This window comes from Psychrobacter sp. M4, assembly GCF_055699795.1.
Map to the genome: position 1 here is coordinate 1,342,224 of NZ_CM146740.1, position 18,703 is coordinate 1,360,926.

The following is an 18,703-nucleotide window of genomic DNA, read 5'->3' on the forward strand; positions in this document are numbered from 1 at the left end:
GCTATACCCTTACAATATCCTGTTATACTTCTCAGTAGCCTACTTTAGTGCATAAAGATATGTCCCTGTACCAACTCAAATCCCAATTTCAAAATCAGATTCGGCCTATCAGCAATGAATTGGTCAAATGGGGTGTCACTGCCAATCAGGTCACTGTCATTGCGGTTCTAATAAGCGCGGGTACGGCTTATATTATCGCTACTATCGATGGTTGCAAGCATTCTGATAATAAAAATAAACTCCATTCAAATAAAACCACTTGGCTTATATTACCCGTTACTCTGTTCTGCCGTATGGCGTTAAATGCTATCGACGGTATGATGGCACGTGAGCATGGACAAGCATCAAAACTGGGCGCGGTGCTTAACGAAGCGGGCGATATCATTGCTGATACGCTATTGATTGCCAGTTTGCATCCGCATATTAACAAAACATCTACTGCTCAAATCACTGCCCATCAACCAGAGTACCTTTTTAAAAGTTCTAATACTTCTCTTAATGCTGTCAATATTTTAAGCACTATAACTGAGCTTATCGCTATATTCTCTCTAGTTACAACTCATGAACGTGCCAACCAAGGGCCACTAGGTAAAAGTGATAGAGCGCTAGAGTTAGGTATCATAGGTACGTTGGCAGCGCTTGGTGTTCCTCTGAGCCGCTTCGTTCAGCCTTTATTACTCATCAATCAGTTATTACTGCTAAAAACCAGCTTTAATCGCTTAGCTTTTATGCTCAAGCGTTATTTTGAATTATCACATCCTGCTCCGCAACTACGAGACAGTCGCTCGCTGACTTACACCAATACTATAAAAGGAATTTCCATGGCTAAGACGCATAATGAAGAAGTTAAAAATGATGAGCTTCACGATAATAAAAATAACTTAAATCATTCGTCAGCGGATTTTTCATCATCCAAGCCTTTTGAGATCATTAGCAAGCAAAGCTGTTTTAATGCTTATGATGGCACAGCGATTTATTATCGTTATTGGCTAACCCAGCCGCTAAATAAGATTTTAGTGCAGTCCAGCGCTCCTAGTTCGTCTATCCAGCAAAAACAAGTTATTTTATTGCACCGTGGGCATGAGCATTCCGGGCGTTTAGATGAGCTTGGTGAGCGTTATGCGCTAGCAGGATACCAAGTGTTTGCTTGGGATGCGCGCGGCAATGGCCGCTCAGGGGGCGTAAAAGACCATGCTGATAGCGTGACCCAGCTTGAGCGCGATTTAAATGATTTTGTACAATTGGTGATCGCACAAACTGGCATTGGTATTGAAGATACGGTTATTGTCGCCAGCAGTATTGGCGCAGTACTAGCAGCAGCGTGGGTACATGATTATGCCCCGAGTATTCGCGGGATGATACTGGGCACGCCTGCTATTAGTATCCGCCTTTATATTCCACTGGCGATTCCTGCGCTCAAGATTGCGCGCAAATTTGGTCTGATGTCACGGGTCTCAAGTTATGTCAAAGCGCAGGTATTGACTCATGATAAAGACGCGCAGCAAACCTACAATGAGGATCCGCTTATCTCTAGCTCCATATCTAGCGATTTATTGATCGATACTCATGCGACCGGACAGCGCTTGCTAGATGATGCCAGCGCGATAACTGTACCGACTTTTATCCTATGTGCGGGCAAAGACTACGTGGTTGATAAACAAGCTGAGCGTGAGTTTTATGAAAAGCTTGCTGCGCCTACTAAACACTGGCAGCTGTATCCGGATAGCTTTCATGCCATATTTCATGAGACCAATAAAGCTGATGTGATCAGCGATTGTATTGACTTTGCCGATAGTTTATTTGATACCCCTATACAAAGCGTTGATTTAACCCAGGCTCATATCAGTAGCGCTAGCAAAGATAGGGTGGATCGTCTAGCTATTAAGCCGTTTAATCCAAGCTTTGCCGTAACCCGCTTTGCCATGCAAAAATTCGGTCATGTGAGTGATGCGATTGCCACAGGGCTTGAGCATGGCTTTGATTCGGGTAGCTCGCTTGATAAGGTATATAGAAATCAGCCAGCAGGTACAAATGGCTTTGGCAAGGCGGTAGATAAGTTTTATCTGAGCAATATCGGCTGGCAAGGGATTCGTATCCGTCGTGAGCATTTACTCGAGCTTGCGCGTCTCGCTATTAATAATCGTCAACTTAGCGATAGCACAGATAATACCAAAATTAAGCTACTCGATATCGCTAGCGGCAATGGCTATTATGCGTTTGATTTATTAACTGAGTTTGCGACATTGCAAGCGGAGCTGCGCGACTATGATACGCATAATGTCACGGTAATGACTGATAAGGCGGGGCAGCTTGAGATTAGCAACAGAGTCACGGTATTAGAAAAAGACGCTTTTGATAGTAATAGTTATGCTATTGCAAATAACGCTTCAAAAGCCGCTGAGCACTTTGATATTGCTATCGCCTCGGGAGTATTTGAGCTATTTTCAGATAATAATTTGGTAAGCACTGCCATTAAAGGAATTTATGACAGTTTAGATACGAATGGCTATTTCATTTATACCAATCAGCCTTGGCATCCTGAGCAAGAATTTATCAGTAAAACTTTGAACAATCATCGCGGCACTAACTGGGTGATGCGCTGCCGCTCGCAAGCTGAGATGGATCAATTGGTAACGCAGGCAGGATTTAAAAAGGTGGATATGCGTATTGATCGTTTTGGCATATTTACGGTCTCATTGGCTATAAAATCGCCTGACGCTAAAGAGTCAATCAATGATACACAGGCAGATAAAGATATAACTGCAAATAAAGACTGGGCTAAGCCTTCTATAGTTGAAACTTAAGATAAGGCGTTTTGAATAGCTATAAGGCTGACAACATTATGAGTCCTATTTATGATCGCGTTCAGCTGTTCTCTGGTGGTGGCTCGCGTTTTGGCTACTATTTGGGCAGTTATGCCGCTTTGTGTGAGCAAGATCTAAAACCAGATTTGATTATGGCAACCTGCGGCGGCAGTTTATCGGCCTTGTTGGTAGAGATAGCGCCCGAGCCTCATCAGCTAAAACAGCTGGCACAGAGCTATGAGCTTTATCACGTGCTACAAGCCATTCAAGCCGTATCCCTTGCATCATCAAAAAGCACTAGGCCTAACTTTTTCCAAAATGCTATTAGGCGCTGGTATTTATTTAATCGTCCTAAAAAGCTAGCTGAGCTGCAAACGTTAGAAATGCATGATCAGCTACTGGCAGAGCTGCAACATTTGGCGATGTTTGAAGTCAGTAATGAAAACCAGTGGTTAAACGAACTGATGGATTTAAAACAAAAAGCTGAAAGTAAAATCAGTCAAAACCGTGCGAAAGAAAATAGTGCACCTGACATAGCTATTATTGCCAGCCGTCTAATAGTAAAAGAGAGTCAGACTGACTCTAAATCAGTGCAGCTACAAGAAGTGCTATTTGCCTCCTCAAAAGTTATGAATTATACCAATCAAGTGTCACAGCAAAGCACTGGACTAAATTGCCCAACGCACCGCTATGCACCCAATCGGCTACTTCCTGATATTTTCATAAGTAATATAACCGATGCAGGTATCGAGCAAGCGGTGCGAGCGTCGATGGCGGATATGTACTATCTAACGCCAATTCAGGTAGCCAAATTGGGCTGGTGTTTGGGCGGGGTCATTGATTTAACCCCTATTGAGCTGGCGAGCCAACTGGGGGCTACGGTATTTGCCGAAACCAAAGCAGGCTACGACACCAAGCTTGCCGCCCCTGCTATTAAGCGCGTATTTGGGTTTGATCCTAATAGTCGTTTGCAAGTCGTTCATGATTTTTTACACGCTCAACAACCGCCTCAAGATTTATCAGAACCTCAAAAGTCAACTATTCACTGGCTACCCTTTGCTGATAATGGCAAACGACTGGCTAAAATGCACATTCGTAAGCGTCTTAACTTAAGACAAGGCAACGTAGCGCTTATTCACGCCGATTATGCAGGTTTTGTGGCGCAAATGCAGGCGCAGTGGGATTATGGCTATCAGCGTACGCAGCAGTATTTAGCATCGTTATAATTGATGGGTCAGAAAAGGAGTATTATGCAGCCTGCTAATATAGACGAGCGATTATTTTATCAATCGCTCAATAAGCCGTTTAAACCTTGTGTCATCATTATTGGCGGCACTAGTGGCATAGGTTTAGCCTTGGCAAACAGGCATTTTAAACTAGGCTGGCACGTCGTGGTGGTGGGCAAAAGTAGAGACAAAATTCAGCGGCTTAATAACGAGCAGCCGCATATTTTAACTTTCCAATGTGATATAACGGATATTAACGAGCGAAGACAGTTATTTGAGCAGCTAGAGAGGCATAACTTTAAGCGTTTTATTTACTGTGCCGGTTGGTATCTAAACGAGCGAGTTTTTAGTTTAAACCAACAAGACAGCGCGCGTATGCTAGCGGTTAATTTGCAAGCGTTTCAAGCGGTATTTGACTGGGCAAGCGAGCAATTAAAAATCAATAACCATCATGGCAAAGCAGACTTAAATGCCAACGATCACAATCCAGCATTAGTCTGTCTGTCCTCTATTGCCGGCATCATGAGTTATCCGTACGCCAGTCTCTATGCCAAATGCAAACGCGCAATGATTGCCACTGCTAGTGCGTATCGCTTGGGGCTAAAACCCTTTAACATCAACGTTAATTGTATCGCTCTAGGTTATGTCGACACCCAAACTCTACGCGATCTTAACCATGGTGATGCCAGTCATAAACCTTTTATCATGACACAAGCAAAAGCGGTAGAGCATATTATGAAGGCTATAACAGATAACGTTGAGCTAGCCGTTTTTCCAAAACTAATGCTTTATCTTACGCAAGCTTTAGATAAAGCACCTAAACGCGTTCTTTATTGGATAATACGAAGAAAATTAGATAAAACGCCTCACCATACCAACCAATAAACCACCGTAAAAACAGGCACGCCAATCAATAAACTATCCACGCGGTCCAAAATACCGCCATGTCCTGCCAGTATGGTTCCAGTGTCTTTGATGCCATGGCGGCGCTTAAAAGCTGACTCAAATAAATCACCCGCGATACCGCTAACGGCTAAAAAGTAAGCGATACCGAAACACACCAACGCTGAAAATGAGGTGAGCCACAATCCTAACACTGTCGCTAAACTGGCCGACAATAAACTGCCCAACAATGCCCCTTCAATGGTTTTATTAGGACTGACAATAGGGGCAAGCTTACGTTTAAATAAGCGATTGCCCATCCAGCGGCCGCATAGATACTGAGCAATATCATTAAATTGACTGGCAAATAACACAAATAGTAATACGCCTGGCTGTTCTCGGATGATAGTTAATCGGCTGAGCATTATAAAACTAATGATTAAACCGATAAATGCTATCGAAAAACCAATATCTAATAAGCTAACCCTTTTAAAGCGCGGCGTAGGAATAGTGGCATTGGTTACGAGAATTGCAGTGATTTGAGTATTGCTCTCTTGCGTCTCTTTGTCCTGCTGCCGCCTTAACTTAGCAATAAATTTAATTTTGCTGTTATGACGTAGCAGCCTTGCGATCTCATAGCAGCCGCGTAGACCAATCACTACCAATAGTACCTCCAATAGCCACCAAAAGAGGGAATAAACGCTCAGTAAGTAGCTTGAGAACAATAATGCCAGCATCCACCACCATGAGCGCGCAATCAAATAGATCTTAGGATGCTTACGACGATTTTGCGGTACAAAAAATAATGCCCACACCAAAGTATTTATGGTCACGATAAAAGCGATGAATAACTGATCTGTGGTAAGAGTCATAACGTCTTCTTGTCGGTTTTTGCAATAGCCATATGCTCTACGATAGCTTTTGGCAAATACTCAGCGTTGATGTGCGCGTTTGGATAATGCTCGTTTATCCATGATAAATAGTTGTCGGTCGTTAAATCAGTCGTTGATTTGCCAAGATAAGCCAAATACAAAACGTGTAGCGCCACGCTACGGGACAGTCCCATGACGCAGTGAAAATTGATAAGTATTTCGCTTTTCCTTGCATCTTTAGTAAGCAATAGTTCATCTAATTGCTCAAACAAGTGCACTATGTCTTTAAGGTTTATCTCACCTAAAGACTGCAAATCTAACAATGGTAAATACAGATAATCTAGCGTCATTGACATATCTGAACTGTCTTTTATAGCCATTTTTAAAGTCGAAAAATGACTGGATACTTCTGCGGTAAGGTCGACGATAATAATATGATAATTGTCAGTATGAGCGTTCATTGTCGCTAAGCCGTTTAACATAGTTGCCTTTGCCAAGCGCGGCGTAGCTACAGCATAAATGCCATTAGCAAGATGGTAAGCTTTTGGATTATAAATAAAACGGTATAAACTGGGAGCTTTATCAGTTCTCAGCTTGCCATCACCTTTATTTAACCAGCGTAACTCATAACCTTGTCCCAAAGACGACATCAAACGATAACTCAACAATAACGGCGCAAATTTAACCCAAGTCGCTAAGCTCAAACGACCTTGCGTATCTTTTTTAAAGCAATTTTTATTCCGCATTTGACTCGGGTATTGATAAAGCCAAGCTACTGCCAAAAAGCTAATTGACCAATATAAGGCCAAAACAAAAAAAAGCCCTTCAATGACCAAGCTAAAAGATATGTTTAAAGAATATAAGTGTGAAAAATTTGAGGTTGCAAACGATAAGCTTAGAAAAAAGCCAGCTATGGCAATGAGCAAAAACCCTGTGATAGCTAGCGTTATATATTTAACGACCAAATAGCTACGTAATTGATTGACCATGATTAAAACGAGCGCGGCCAGTACAAAACCGCCAATCACGTCTAGCAGATGATGCTGATAAGTAAATACGGTAGAGACGATGATTAAGCTGCAAATACCAACCAAGAGTAGGCGGTACAATAACGTCAAATGCCAGTTATCTACTTTAATAGGTTGCCATAATGTGATGCCAAGCAATAAGGCGTAAGTGACATGTAAAAAGGGGAATTGATTAAAAGGTTTGTCCGTAGCCGCTAAAAATTGATAGCCAAGCTGAGTCCAGTTATCGATAGAAGGACGCACAAAGCTAAATCTAGCTGGAAATAGATAAAAGATAAGGCAAGCAAAAAGGGTTGCTAAAACCAGTCTTTGCGTCAATAAAGACAGCTGGCGCGAGGTCTTTACCATAAAAAAGCTGACGCAAAATAGAATAATTGACCAGCTATAAGGCACAATCATGCTGGCGATAAAAGAGATATTAGCATCTATTGCAGTGGCTAATACATAAAGATTCACCTGCGGCAGGTGACTAGATGTATTAAAGCCATCTATCTGCTTGCCAAGAAATATCTTTTCAGCATAGGTATTGGTCAGCGAATACAGCAGAGCAAATAACCCTAAAGCTATGGCTAATCTTGATATTCGTGACGTCATAGATAAGGCTGGCTTTTCAGTCATACTCTACCTGATGGCTGGCTAGTTATTAAATGGGCTATCCTATGTAACCGTTTTGGCTTTGATAAATACACTGTCCTCAACTATGATTAATGGCGTAAAGCTTTAAGTACTACTAATTCAAAATACTAATAATAAAACGGAGGCATAATGATCAGTAATAGCCAAACCAACAACGATAGAGACAGTAACAATAGCAATGCTAAAATCGCGCCACAATTACAGCAATTGTTAACCAACTTACAGTTAGATGACGCGCCAGCGGGTGGCTCGCTTGTGGTTTATCAAGCAGGCAAGTGTATCGTACAGGCCAGCGTCGGTATGGCGCAAGCAGATAAAGAGTGGCAACCAGACACCTTGTCGCTGAACTTCTCGACAGGCAAAGGTGTGCTGGCGACGCTCACTCATGTGCTAGTGTCAGAGCAATTGCTAGATTATGATACACCCATTGCGCGTTATTGGCCTGAGTTTGCGGTCAACGGTAAGGCGGATATTACTTTGCGCGCACTGATGCTGCATCAAGCCGATTTATTTGCTATTAATTCTATTGATGCTGATAGTGAGACGCTACTTGATTGGCAAGCGATGAAAGAGAAAGTCGCTTTGATGTCGCCGACTCAGCCTGACCAATACGAGAACTACGAGTCTGCCTATAGCGCACTGGTGTATGGCTGGATATTGGGCGCTTTGATAGAGATAGCGACGGATATGACGCTTTCGAAAGCACTGCGTTATTATTTGACCGAGCCGCTGGGTATCGCTGATAGCTGCTATTTTGGGGTACCTGCTGCCAAAGTAGATAGTGTGGCTAAATTGGTGAAAGACTTTGAGACTGCTGATGATAACGCTGATAAAAAAGCGGATCAAGACTCAAAGCTTGGCAGCAAACGCCATAAACCGACACTAAAGCCCGACTCTAAACAGACGCTAAATACTTATGCCAGTTTGCCAAGCTATGAATGCTGGCAACAACAAGCAGCTAAAAAAAGTACTGATCTAGCAGATAAAAAACTGGCGACGACACAAATTAATCAGCTCTACTTTGATCATCGTGCTGTCAATGCCAGCAACTATCGAGCGGCGCTAGTACCGGCCAATAGGCAGCCTATTGATTATCATAATAGTCAAACCATGCAAGCGATTATTCCCGCCGCCAATGGGGTTGCTTCTGCCAAAGCGCTCGCCATTATTTATGCCATGCTGGCTAACGGCGGTACGTGGCAAGGCAAAACGCTAATTGATAGTAAAACCTTTACTGAATTATCTAAACCGCAAGTGAGCGGGATGGATGCTGTGATGCCCGTTAGTATGAACTGGCGCTTGGGTTATCATCGTTTATTTAGTGTTTGTAATAGCGTAGATGCAGGCTTTGGGCATATGGGCTATAACGGCTCGGTTGCTTGGTGTGAGCCGACGCGTCAGTTATCCTTTGCCTTTGTGCATAACTTTGATGTGACCATGCTGAATGATATTCGCCAGTTTGCCTTGACAGAGTCGCTATTAGAGATGGTCAATAAAATAGACGGCTAAAAGTAGTTTATTTAAAAGGAATTAACTTTTAGGCGTTAGTTCCTTTTTATACTTAGTTAGCAGTACAAGAAACTAAAACATCGATATTATTTATCTGATTTATCCGGTGTCATATTTAATAGCCACGGTGCGCTAAGACCGTGAACGAAAATAGAGACTAAGATGATGATAGAGGCTACAATCCACAATTTAGTAGCGTCTTCATCATTGAAATAGCCTTGATTAAGCGCATAAGATAAATAATACAAGGTACCAATACCGCGAATGCCGAGTGCAGAAACTGCGTATTTTTCAGTACGCTGCATATCGAGACCTGATAAAGCGATGAGGCCACCAATTGGTCTTATAAGTAGTAAGAAGATGAAGCTCACCATATAGACCTGCCAAGGTATCTCAACTCCTATTCGTAGCTCTTGTCCAAGAAGTATACCGAGAGTCACAATCATAAACGACATCATCAGCCCTTCTGACTGCTCAGCAAAATTGTGTAGCTTTTTATGGTAGTCATGGTCAAATTCTGAACGGCGAAACACGAAAGCTGCGACAAAGACGGCGATAAAGCCATAGCTTTGTATGTATTCAGCTGCCCCATAAGTAATTAAAGTTAAGGCAATGACCATATACCCTTGCGAGATGGTGGAATCAGCGCCCCGTTTTGAAAATACTACTTGTGCCAAAAGCTTACCCACAACTACGCCTACGATTACGCCGGCACCAATTTGCCATAATACATCGTGAGTAAACCACGACCAGAGTAGCTCACCGGTGAAACGATTACCTTCGCTATGAGCCTCGGCGATCTTGATAGCCAGATAGACAAAAGGAAACGCCAAACCATCGTTAAGACCAGCCTCTGAGGTCAGCGTTAACCGTGTGGTATCTTCACCACCGGTGTTAGGTGGCCCTACCTGCACGCTAGCTGCTAAGACCGGATCAGTCGGCGCAAGTATAGCGCCAAGTAGCACTGCTGCGCCCACGGTGAGACTAAAAGTATAGTAACCCAAAACTGCCATTGCAAAAATGCAGACAGGCATAGTGATTAGCAGTAGACGCGCTGTAGGCCGCCACAACTGCCAAGACCAAGGCGTATCAATCTTAATACCAGCACTAACTAATGATATCAGTACTAAAATCTCAGTAAGCTTTTCAATGATTAGACCATCATCTAGCGGCCGTAAAAATAGCAAACTGGTCCACCAGTAGCCCAGCATGATCCCAAAGCTTATTTGCATCATTGGCAAAGAGATAGGACTGCGTTTAAACATTAGTGGGAACAACGCTCCTAATAAAAACGTTATGCCACTACTTAATAAGAGTAAATTATAATTTTCAAGCATGAGATTTACGTACACTAATAAGTTTTTAAGTTTTATAGTTAAGTTATGACAAAATAATAAAAAGTCACTTATAATGAATGCAAACAGCTTTTAATTGCGCAAAAAAACGTTATCAGAATGACTATCACGTTGTTTTTTAGTAGTTTTTTGACACAAAAAAGCCAGCTCGAAGCTGGCTTAGTAGTAAAAACAGTACTTTATTCTATCAAATTAACGCTCGACTTGGCTGACATCACGTACCGCGCCGGTATCAGCACTAGTGGTCATCGCGGCATAAGCACGCAGAGCAGGGGATACATGACGTTCGCGGCCAACAGGCTTCCATGCATTGCGCTCGCGGGCCTCCATAGCCTCACGGCGCGCTGCTAAATCAGCCTCGCTTACCTCCATGTTAATAGTACGATTAGGAATGTCGATATTGATGATATCACCTTCTTCAACCAAACCAATCGCGCCGCCTTCAGCCGCCTCTGGGCTGGCATGACCAATGGATAATCCTGAGGTACCCCCAGAGAAGCGACCATCAGTAAGTAGCGCGCACTGTTTACCTAGACCTTTGGATTTTAGATAGGTGGTTGGATAGAGCATCTCTTGCATACCCGGGCCGCCTTTTGGCCCTTCATAACGGATAATCACCACATCACCTGCGACGATTTTATCACCCAATACCGCCTCGACCGCCGCGTCTTGTGACTCAAAGATACGTGCACGTCCGGTAAAGGTTAGATTGCTTTCATCAACGCCTGCGGTTTTGACCACGCAGCCACGCTCGGCAATATTGCCATAGAGTACCGCAAGGCCGCCATCGGTTGAATAAGCATGCTTGGCACTGCGGATACAGCCAGACTCGCGATTGACATCAAGGTTTGGCCATTCTTTATTTTGCGAGAAAGCTTCGGTGGTGCGGACACCACCCGGCGCGGCGATATAGCGCGCACGTGCCTCGATATTATCTGGATTCATGATATCCCATTTATCGATAGCGGCGCGCATAGAGGGACTATGAATCGTTGGAACATCGGTCTTGAGCAGTCCTGCGCGGTCAAGCTCAGCGAGTAGTGCCATCACGCCGCCTGCCCGATGCACATCTTCCATATGGTATTTTTGCGTGGCGGGAGCGACTTTTGACAGACAAGGCACATGGCGGCTGAGTCTATCGATATCGGCCATTTTAAAATCAAGCTCAGCTTCGTTAGCAGCGGCTAATAGATGCAAAATCGTATTGGTCGAGCCGCCCATAGCGATATCGAGGCTCATAGCATTTTCAAAGGCCGCTTTGCTAGCAATGGAGCGCGGCAGTACCGAATCATCATCTTGCTCGTAACGACGCTTAGCCAGATCAACAATAGTGCGACCGGCCTCTAAAAACAGCTCACGGCGCAATGCATGCGTGGCAAGCAATGAACCATTACCGGGCAAGGACAGTCCTAAGGCTTCGGTCAAGCAGTTCATTGAGTTGGCAGTAAACATCCCTGAACACGAACCGCAAGTAGGGCAGGCGGAGACCTCAATCGCTAAGACATCTTCATCGCTAATGGTATCGTCAGCGGCGTCCATCATCGCATCAACGAGGTCCAGCTTACGAATGGCATTGCCTTTGCTATCAACCCCTTGCGCGTCGCTTTGACCATCATTATTGTGGCTATGTGCGACAGTACTGGCGATAACTTTACCCGCTTCCATTGGGCCGCCGGACACGAACACGACAGGAATATTCAGACGCATAGCAGCCATAAGCATACCCGGGGTAATCTTGTCGCAGTTGGAAATACACACCAGCGCATCAGCGCAGTGGGCATTGACCATGTACTCAACGGAATCAGCAATTAAGTCGCGGCTGGGCAAGGAGTAGAGCATCCCGCTATGACCCATGGCAATACCGTCATCAACCGCAATGGTATTGAACTCTTTGGCCACACCGCCTGCGCGTTCAATCTCGCGCGCGACCAATTGCCCTAAGTCTTTTAGATGCACGTGACCGGGGACGAACTGAGTAAAGGAGTTAGCGATGGCGATAATGGGCTTGCCAAAATCGCTATCGGTCATGCCAGTTGCGCGCCAAAGTGCACGCGCGCCTGCCATATTACGACCACCGGTAGAGGTTTTTGAGCGATAATCCATGTGAGAATCCTTACAGATAGGCGAGGTTGTTTAAAAAATGACTTATAGTTTGAGTATAGGTTTTTCCGATATTGATCGTTTTATATGAATAGTTTGCGTTTTATGCAAAGTGAATACTAGTGAATAATATTAAAGGATGACCATACCATTAGCTATAAGCTACTTAAAAGGACTGGGCAATACGCTTCAGTAGTAACTACCTTAACGGTTGATTATCAACATTAATATTACTCAATCCGCTCCAAAATAGCCGCTTCAAACCAAGGCAGCTGCTCTTTATCGGCTTCAATTTTGGCTATAATAGTTAAAGCATGAGTCGCAGGCAATAGCTGATAGTCGCTGCTGGCATCAATGTTGAGTATCGGCTCTTCACTTTCGCCCTGTTCATCAATACTAATAAGCGCTTGCTTGTCGTTCTTATAGAGCACATCCACGCGGCCAAAAAACTGCCAGTCTTTAAAAGCAGCAACAGTAGCGTCCTCTGATTTTTGCGTATAAATTTGCTGGGTATCTTTCGCGGTGTTAGTCCAATGCAATCGAGTAGCCAATTGCAAAGCCTCGCTAAATACCACCAATGAGCCTACAACTTTGACATGCCAAGGACTGGTTATTAAACTTGCATCGATACCGATGAGCTTGGCGGCCTCATCTGCTGACATCGGCGTATTAAACTGCGCCAAAAGCTTAGGCGTTAACGGATTTGCCTCTTTAACGACATCACTTAAACTGTCGTAATGATATAAGAACGGTAGCGGTTTATCTTGCGTTACCGTCTTTTTACTGACTTTGCAATTATGAATACGCCAACTAATAGCTGTATCGGTCAGCGCTTGTGCCAGAATAATCGTATTTGGATCAATCTTTTTACTGTCAGCCGCCGCTGCAGGTACGTCCATCATATCATTGTTAGTTACCGTATCAGCTACAGCGCCATCGTATGGCTCTGTATAAATGTCAGCATCGCTGGATAATTTAGTGGGCAAGGTAGACACATCCATAAATATATTGTTATAAATTGAGTTACCAATATAACATTTATAGCACCCACCTCGCCAATAAATTAGTTGGCTTAAAGGCTCAATCCAATGAAGTAGTTATTTTATCAGCTAAGTAGTAACTTGTTTATTAATCGTATTTCGTCCACTATATTGTAGTATCAATTTAAAGTTAGTTAACAACTAAAGGAATAAAATAATGAGTCAAAATAATCAAATTAAATACGATGACAACAACATCTTTGCCAAAATGCTAAGCGGTGATATTCCTTATCACAAAGTTTATGAGGATGACAAAACCCTTGCCTTTATGGATATTATGCCGCAGGCAAAGGGTCATGTATTAATTATCCCTAAGCAAAAAGCGGTTGATTTAGCTGACCTTGAGCCTGAGTATGCGGCAGCGGTATTGATGACTTCAAAGAAGGTAATGGCAGCGCAGCGGCAAGTATTTGAGCGTGAAGGTATCATTCAGATGCAGCTCAATGGTGCACAGGCGGGTCAGAGCGTTTTTCATTATCATGTGCATCTGATTCCGGGTAGTATCCACGAGCTGGGTATTCATGCGGCTAAGCAAGCCGATAGCGACGAGCTTGCCGATATAGCTCAGCAGTTGTCAGCGGCGATTGGTGCTTAACTACAAAAGCTATCCTAGTTTAGATATGGTTTAAATATAATGGTTCACAAAAAGACGATCATTGACTTTTAGCTACATTAGAGCAGACAGGGCAACTTACGAGTTGCCTTTTTTATGGCTTAGTCATAGCTAAAGAAAATGCCAAAAATCAACCAGTGAATTTACAATTATTTTGGAATTTGCAAGACGTCTGTGTTATAAACAGTGCCAATTATTTTTAAAACTTTTAAAATTTGACATTTTTGTTGGTTTTTCGATGACCAGTTTGTTTTAAGAGTCAATTCGATAAACCTAACTTTAGAGACTAGTACTATGCAGAGTAAAACGTTTAGCTCTACTATTTTAATGCCTGTATTTATACCGACAGCGATTGTCATGATGTTGCTGGTGATCGGCACTTCGGTCAATCCGCAACTGGCCAGCGCTCTATTTGAGCAAGTGCTTAGTTTTACTACTGAGACTTTCGGTTGGTTTTATATGCTGGCAACAGCGCTGTTTTTGATGTTTATAGTGGTGCTGGCGTTTTCTCCTTACGGTAGTATTAAGCTTGGTCCAGATCATGGGGTGGCGCAGTACAACTTTATTGAATGGATATCCATGCTGTTTTCAGCAGGATACGGTATTGCTTTACTATTTTATGGTGTCGCTGAACCAGTACTACATTTTGCCACGCCGCCGCTATCAGAGCCGGAGACAGTGGCTGCAGCCAAAGAGGCTATGCAGATTGCTTATTTTCACTGGGGTTTTCATATTTGGGCGATCAACGGGGTTGTCGCTTTGACGCTAGCTTATTTTGCTTTTCGTCAAGGGCTGCCTTTATCAATGCGCTCAACGCTTTACCCAATTATCGGCGAAAAGATATACGGTCCTATCGGCCATGCGGTTGATGTATTCGCTATCTTGGGGACTTTGTTTGGTCTGGCAACTAGTTTAGGAATTTCAGTCTCGCAGATTAATACAGGGTTGAACTATTTAGTTCCTAGCATTCCGGTCAATACTACAGTTCAGGTCATTGCTATTGCAGCTATTACGGGTTTGGCATTGATATCAGTGCTTGCAGGGATGGATAAAGGGGTCAAACGTCTGTCTATCTTAAATATGATATTGGCGACTTCTTTGATGCTATTTGTGTTTATCGTCGGCCCTTCAATATTTATCCTAAATGCCTTTATGGAGAATACAGGTAGTTATTTAGGCAATATCGTTGAGCGTACCTTTAGCTTGCAGGCCTATCAGCAAGGGGATTGGATTACCAGTTGGACGTTGTTTATTTTTGCATGGACGATTTCGTGGTCGCCGTTTGTTGGTATCTTTATTGCCAAGATTAGCCGAGGCCGTACTATTCGTGAGTTTATCGCAGGTGTCATGCTGGTACCGACCATCTTTACTTTCTTTTGGTTTGCTGTATTTGGTGATACCGCGCTCAATATGATTATGGTGCAAGGTTATGAATCCTTAATCAGTGAAGTCCAAGATAATCAAGCTATTGCCTTATTTAAGCTGCTTGAGAACCTTCCTCTTACCCAGATAGTTTCCGCTCTAGCGGTTGTGCTCATCATCACCTTCTTTATTACCTCGTCTGATTCAGGCTCTTTAGTGATTGACTCTCTCGCAGCAGGGGGTCGCAGTGATACGCCCGCGTGGCAACGCACATTTTGGGTGGTGATATTGGGTATTGTAGCCTCGGTACTTTTGCTTGCAGGGGGATTACAAGCACTGCAAACGGCTGCTATTGTCAGCGCCTTGCCGTTCACGATGATTATCTTGATTGCGATGTTTGGTATGTGGCGAGCACTGCGTATTGAGGGTCATCGTAATGCAAGTCTGGCGACCGATAATCATCTACCGCCGCACTTGCTTAAACTTGAATCATGGCGCGACCGCATCGATTATATTACTGATCAGCCCAGCCGTGAAGAAGTGCTAAGCTATATTAAAACTACGGTCATGTCATCAATGGAGGAGGTGGCAGAAAAGTTTAAAGAGACGGGCTGGATACCTGAAGTCAATTATGATGAGACCAATAATCGGGCAGTATTAGAGCTACAGCGCGGTGACGACGTGGAGTTTTGGTATGAAGTGCGCTTGTCCCATCATAATAAGCCTGACTACTATACCGAGGATATGAGCACTGATTCATCGCACGAGCATTTTTATCGAGCACAGGTTTATCTGCGCCGCGGTGCCCAAACTTATGATTTGTATGGCTATCAATCAGAGTCAGTGATCAACGACATTATTGATCATTTTGAAAAATACCTACACTTCTTGAATGAATCTCCTAATAGTCTGCCGTGGCGAATGCAGGAACATGATGACAATATTACTTTAGAGCAGGGTAGTGTCTTAGATAAATAGACTGAGTGTTTAACGCAGCTAATGCTGTTTAGCACTTGCAATACTGTCATTAACCCTTAGAATAACGGCTTGTTTCTCAAAAGACTCAAGTCGTTTTTTATGCCTACGAATACTTCATCTTATACTAATATGCAAGCTCCTGTTGCCAATGACCATCCATTGTTGCAGCCTTTGATGATTGGTGGCTTGACGATAGAGAACCGTCTGATGGTTGCGCCGATGGCGGGGGTCACGGATAATCCTTTTCGCAGGTTGTGCAAATCTTTTGGCGCAGGACACGCGGTGAGCGAGATGATCATCGCTGATACCGCCCTTTATGCGCGCAAAAAATCCTTGTACCGCGCTAACTTCAATGGCGAGATTGCGCCGATATCAGCACAAATCGCAGGGGCAGAACCTGATAAACTTAGCGAGGCGGCACGTTATCAGATTGATAATGGCGCGCAGATTATCGATATCAATATGGGCTGTCCGGCCAAAAAGGTTTGTCGTAAGCTGGCAGGTTCAGCGCTGCTACAAGATGAAGATTTGGTTGCCCGCCTGCTCGACGCTGCAGTTAATGCTGTTGATGCGCCTGTAACGTTAAAAACGCGCTTAGGGTTTGAGAATGGACGCGAGAATATCTTGCGCGTGGCAAAGCGAGCAGAGCAAGCGGGCATTGCTGCCATTGCTATTCATGGACGTACGCGCGAAGATATGTATACAGGTGAAGCACGTTATGAGCTGATACGCGAAGTCAAAGAAAGCATCAGCATTCCCGTTATCGCCAACGGTGACATTGATAGTGCGCAAAAAGCACAGCAGGTTTATAAGTTAACAGGCTGTGATGCGGTAATGATAGGACGCGCCGCACAAGGTCAGCCTTGGTTATTTCGCGATATTGAGCATTATTTGCGTACTGGTGAGAGTCTATCTGCACCAAGTGTTAGCGAAATTAAAGAAATTGTACTGACCCACTTGCAAGAGCTATATGCCTTTTACGGTGAGTATTCAGGATGCCGCATCGCCCGCAAGCATATCGCATGGTACACCAGCGGTATTCCGAACTCTAACGCTTTTCGTCAAGCAATGTATGGCGAGGAGAGTACCGCCGGACAGTTTAAAGCGGTCCATAATTTTTTGACTATTCATTCTCATGATGAATAAAATATTAGGTAAGTCGGCAACCGCAGCGAGCGATACTTTTTAAGGTTGTTCGCTTGTCTCTGCCAGTGTTTTTTGTTTGGGTGTCTCTTCATTCTTTTTTTGCCAAGGGAATCGGCCTTCAAGCTCAACTTGCAAAGATAAGCTCAAAAAAGTACGGATGAGGACGATAATACCTAGTACCATAACGCCGCGTAGTGTCGGCTCGGTCACCACCGTTGCCATAATATCAGCAGCGATGAGCACCTCAAGTCCTAATAAAATAGACTTACCAACGGTTTGTCTGATCTCGACATAACTGTCGTGATTAAAACCACCAGTCACACGAAAAGCTCGAAAAAAAGCGTAAAATAAGCCAAAGAACATAATCAGCACGCCGATAACCTCGACCACTTTGGCAATTAAATCAATGTAATGCGCTAAAACTTCTATCAAGATGTATTCTCCTATAGTCTAGTTGATCCTTAAAATTATCTAACCAAAAACCCGCCACAGTATCAAAAACAGTCCAATCATGATAATGGTAATGACCAGTAGCCGCTTAAGCCGATGAGAAAGCAGCGGTTTTTTGTATCCCAAATCGCCAAGCTTATTATCAACGCCCTCTTGCAAGCTTTTAAAACTGCGTTCGGGCTGAGTCGTTTTAGCGCGATGTTTAATTAGCTCGTCAGCCGGCTCCTCTACCTCAGGCTCTCTATCAAAACTAATCGCTTCATTAGGAATACCTTGCTTACTAGCAATAGTGGTAAGGTTTTGATGTTGTTTGAATTTAAGCTCGTTCTCATAGGCATCAATTCGTGCTTTGGCCGCTTCCATGCTGATGTTTTCATCAGCGGCTAGGGTTTTTATGGCCATGACTAAATTACCTTTTTCAATCATCATAGCCACAGTCTTTGGTAATTTTTTACTGACAGATCTTGAGCTGGAATTGGGGTTAAACATAGTCGTCCCTCACAGTTGTTTTATTATCTGCGTTATAAACTAGCATTATAAGCCAGCCCTATTTGTAACAGTGTTATTGTAACAACTCTATAAACATCATTTGTGTCACAGATCGAAACGTACCCCTAAACCGATTAAAGCCGCAAAAAAATACCGTAATCATCTTTATAATTACGGTATTTGTAACAGCCATGCGCTTTTATTCTAATATTA

Annotated in this window: 14 protein-coding genes; 7 read left to right on the forward strand and 7 right to left on the reverse strand. The window is 43.5% G+C overall.

Going from position 1 to position 18,703, the window contains the following annotated elements; genetic code table 11:
* The first annotated feature begins 59 nt into the window (after positions 1–59).
* The 3 genes from ACR63N_RS05625 to ACR63N_RS05635 are packed head-to-tail and all read left to right on the forward strand — an operon-like array spanning position 60 to position 4,915.
* Complete coding sequence (locus ACR63N_RS05625) at positions 60–2,804, forward strand: alpha/beta fold hydrolase (RefSeq protein ID WP_472782568.1); 2,745 nt, start codon at positions 60–62, stop codon at positions 2,802–2,804.
* 38 nt (positions 2,805–2,842) lie between these two features.
* The gene (locus ACR63N_RS05630; protein WP_367106068.1) at positions 2,843–4,030 is read left to right on the forward strand and encodes a patatin-like phospholipase family protein; all 1,188 of its coding nucleotides are present in this window, start codon (positions 2,843–2,845) and stop codon (positions 4,028–4,030) included.
* A 24-nt stretch (positions 4,031–4,054) separates the two neighbouring features.
* Positions 4,055–4,915: an SDR family NAD(P)-dependent oxidoreductase gene (locus tag ACR63N_RS05635; protein ID WP_367106067.1), complete on the forward strand. Its 861-nt coding sequence runs from the start codon at positions 4,055–4,057 to the stop codon at positions 4,913–4,915.
* Here ACR63N_RS05635 and ACR63N_RS05640 read toward each other — a convergent pair.
* A complete protein-coding gene (locus ACR63N_RS05640) occupies positions 4,897–5,784 on the reverse strand; it encodes a phosphatidate cytidylyltransferase (protein WP_472782569.1) in 888 nt (295 codons plus the stop codon). The genes ACR63N_RS05635 and ACR63N_RS05640 overlap by 19 nt on opposite strands.
* The gene (locus ACR63N_RS05645) at positions 5,781–7,430 is read right to left on the reverse strand and encodes a phosphatase PAP2 family protein (protein WP_472782570.1); all 1,650 of its coding nucleotides are present in this window, start codon (positions 7,428–7,430) and stop codon (positions 5,781–5,783) included. Before ACR63N_RS05645 ends, ACR63N_RS05640 begins: the two co-directional genes overlap by 4 nt.
* 147 nt (positions 7,431–7,577) lie before the next feature.
* On the opposite strand from ACR63N_RS05645, the gene ACR63N_RS05650 reads away from it, so the two are divergent.
* Complete coding sequence (locus ACR63N_RS05650; RefSeq protein ID WP_472782571.1) at positions 7,578–8,957, forward strand: serine hydrolase domain-containing protein; 1,380 nt, start codon at positions 7,578–7,580, stop codon at positions 8,955–8,957.
* Between the two features lie 86 nt (positions 8,958–9,043).
* Here the strand turns inward: ACR63N_RS05650 and ACR63N_RS05655 are convergent, their stop codons facing one another.
* The 3 genes from ACR63N_RS05655 to ACR63N_RS05665 all read right to left on the reverse strand — a co-directional run bounded on the left by ACR63N_RS05655 (position 9,044) and on the right by ACR63N_RS05665 (position 13,398).
* Positions 9,044–10,222, reverse strand: coding sequence for a cation:proton antiporter (locus tag ACR63N_RS05655; protein ID WP_472782572.1), 1,179 nt, complete (start codon positions 10,220–10,222; stop codon positions 9,044–9,046).
* A gap of 282 nt (positions 10,223–10,504) precedes the next feature.
* Entirely contained in the window at positions 10,505–12,415 is a 1,911-nt protein-coding gene (gene ilvD, locus ACR63N_RS05660) for a dihydroxy-acid dehydratase (RefSeq protein ID WP_472782573.1), read from the reverse strand.
* Positions 12,416–12,642: 227 nt separating this feature from the next.
* Positions 12,643–13,398 carry a hypothetical protein gene (locus ACR63N_RS05665; RefSeq protein ID WP_472782574.1) on the reverse strand — a complete coding sequence of 252 codons (756 nt, stop codon included), beginning with the start codon at positions 13,396–13,398 and terminating at the stop codon, positions 12,643–12,645.
* 211 nt (positions 13,399–13,609) lie between these two features.
* On the opposite strand from ACR63N_RS05665, the gene ACR63N_RS05670 reads away from it, so the two are divergent.
* The 3 genes from ACR63N_RS05670 (at position 13,610) to dusB (ending at position 17,551) form a co-directional block, all read left to right on the forward strand.
* On the forward strand, positions 13,610–14,047 hold the full coding sequence (locus ACR63N_RS05670) for an HIT family protein (RefSeq protein WP_367103425.1): 438 nt from the start codon (positions 13,610–13,612) through the stop codon (positions 14,045–14,047).
* Between the two features lie 312 nt (positions 14,048–14,359).
* Positions 14,360–16,405, forward strand: a complete 2,046-nt coding sequence (locus ACR63N_RS05675; protein ID WP_367103424.1) for a BCCT family transporter — start codon at positions 14,360–14,362, stop codon at positions 16,403–16,405.
* 99 nt (positions 16,406–16,504) lie between these two features.
* Positions 16,505–17,551, forward strand: coding sequence for a tRNA dihydrouridine synthase DusB (dusB, locus tag ACR63N_RS05680; protein WP_472782575.1), 1,047 nt, complete (start codon positions 16,505–16,507; stop codon positions 17,549–17,551).
* Between the two features lie 39 nt (positions 17,552–17,590).
* Here dusB and ACR63N_RS05685 read toward each other — a convergent pair whose 3' ends face one another.
* Complete coding sequence (locus ACR63N_RS05685; RefSeq protein WP_367103423.1) at positions 17,591–17,983, reverse strand: DUF1622 domain-containing protein; 393 nt, start codon at positions 17,981–17,983, stop codon at positions 17,591–17,593.
* 39 nt (positions 17,984–18,022) lie between these two features.
* A complete protein-coding gene (locus ACR63N_RS05690; protein ID WP_367103422.1) occupies positions 18,023–18,490 on the reverse strand; it encodes a hypothetical protein in 468 nt (155 codons plus the stop codon).
* Between the last annotated feature and the right edge of the window lie 213 nt (positions 18,491–18,703).

Excerpts from the sequence above, each read along its gene's own strand:
- ACR63N_RS05675 (WP_367103424.1), top strand. The coding sequence starts at position 14,360 with ATGCAGAGTAAAACGTTTAGCTCTACTATTTTAATGCCTGTATTTATA.
- ilvD (WP_472782573.1), bottom strand. The coding sequence starts at position 12,415 with ATGGATTATCGCTCAAAAACCTCTACCGGTGGTCGTAATATGGCAGGC.
- dusB (WP_472782575.1), top strand. The coding sequence starts at position 16,505 with ATGCCTACGAATACTTCATCTTATACTAATATGCAAGCTCCTGTTGCC.
- ACR63N_RS05625 (WP_472782568.1), top strand. The coding sequence starts at position 60 with ATGTCCCTGTACCAACTCAAATCCCAATTTCAAAATCAGATTCGGCCT.
- ACR63N_RS05630 (WP_367106068.1), top strand. The coding sequence starts at position 2,843 with ATGAGTCCTATTTATGATCGCGTTCAGCTGTTCTCTGGTGGTGGCTCG.
- ACR63N_RS05690 (WP_367103422.1), bottom strand. The coding sequence starts at position 18,490 with ATGTTTAACCCCAATTCCAGCTCAAGATCTGTCAGTAAAAAATTACCA.
- ACR63N_RS05650 (WP_472782571.1), top strand. The coding sequence starts at position 7,578 with ATGATCAGTAATAGCCAAACCAACAACGATAGAGACAGTAACAATAGC.
- ACR63N_RS05635 (WP_367106067.1), top strand. The coding sequence starts at position 4,055 with ATGCAGCCTGCTAATATAGACGAGCGATTATTTTATCAATCGCTCAAT.
- ACR63N_RS05655 (WP_472782572.1), bottom strand. The coding sequence starts at position 10,222 with ATGTTTAAACGCAGTCCTATCTCTTTGCCAATGATGCAAATAAGCTTT.
- ACR63N_RS05640 (WP_472782569.1), bottom strand. The coding sequence starts at position 5,784 with ATGACTCTTACCACAGATCAGTTATTCATCGCTTTTATCGTGACCATA.
- ACR63N_RS05670 (WP_367103425.1), top strand. The coding sequence starts at position 13,610 with ATGAGTCAAAATAATCAAATTAAATACGATGACAACAACATCTTTGCC.
- ACR63N_RS05645 (WP_472782570.1), bottom strand. The coding sequence starts at position 7,430 with ATGACTGAAAAGCCAGCCTTATCTATGACGTCACGAATATCAAGATTA.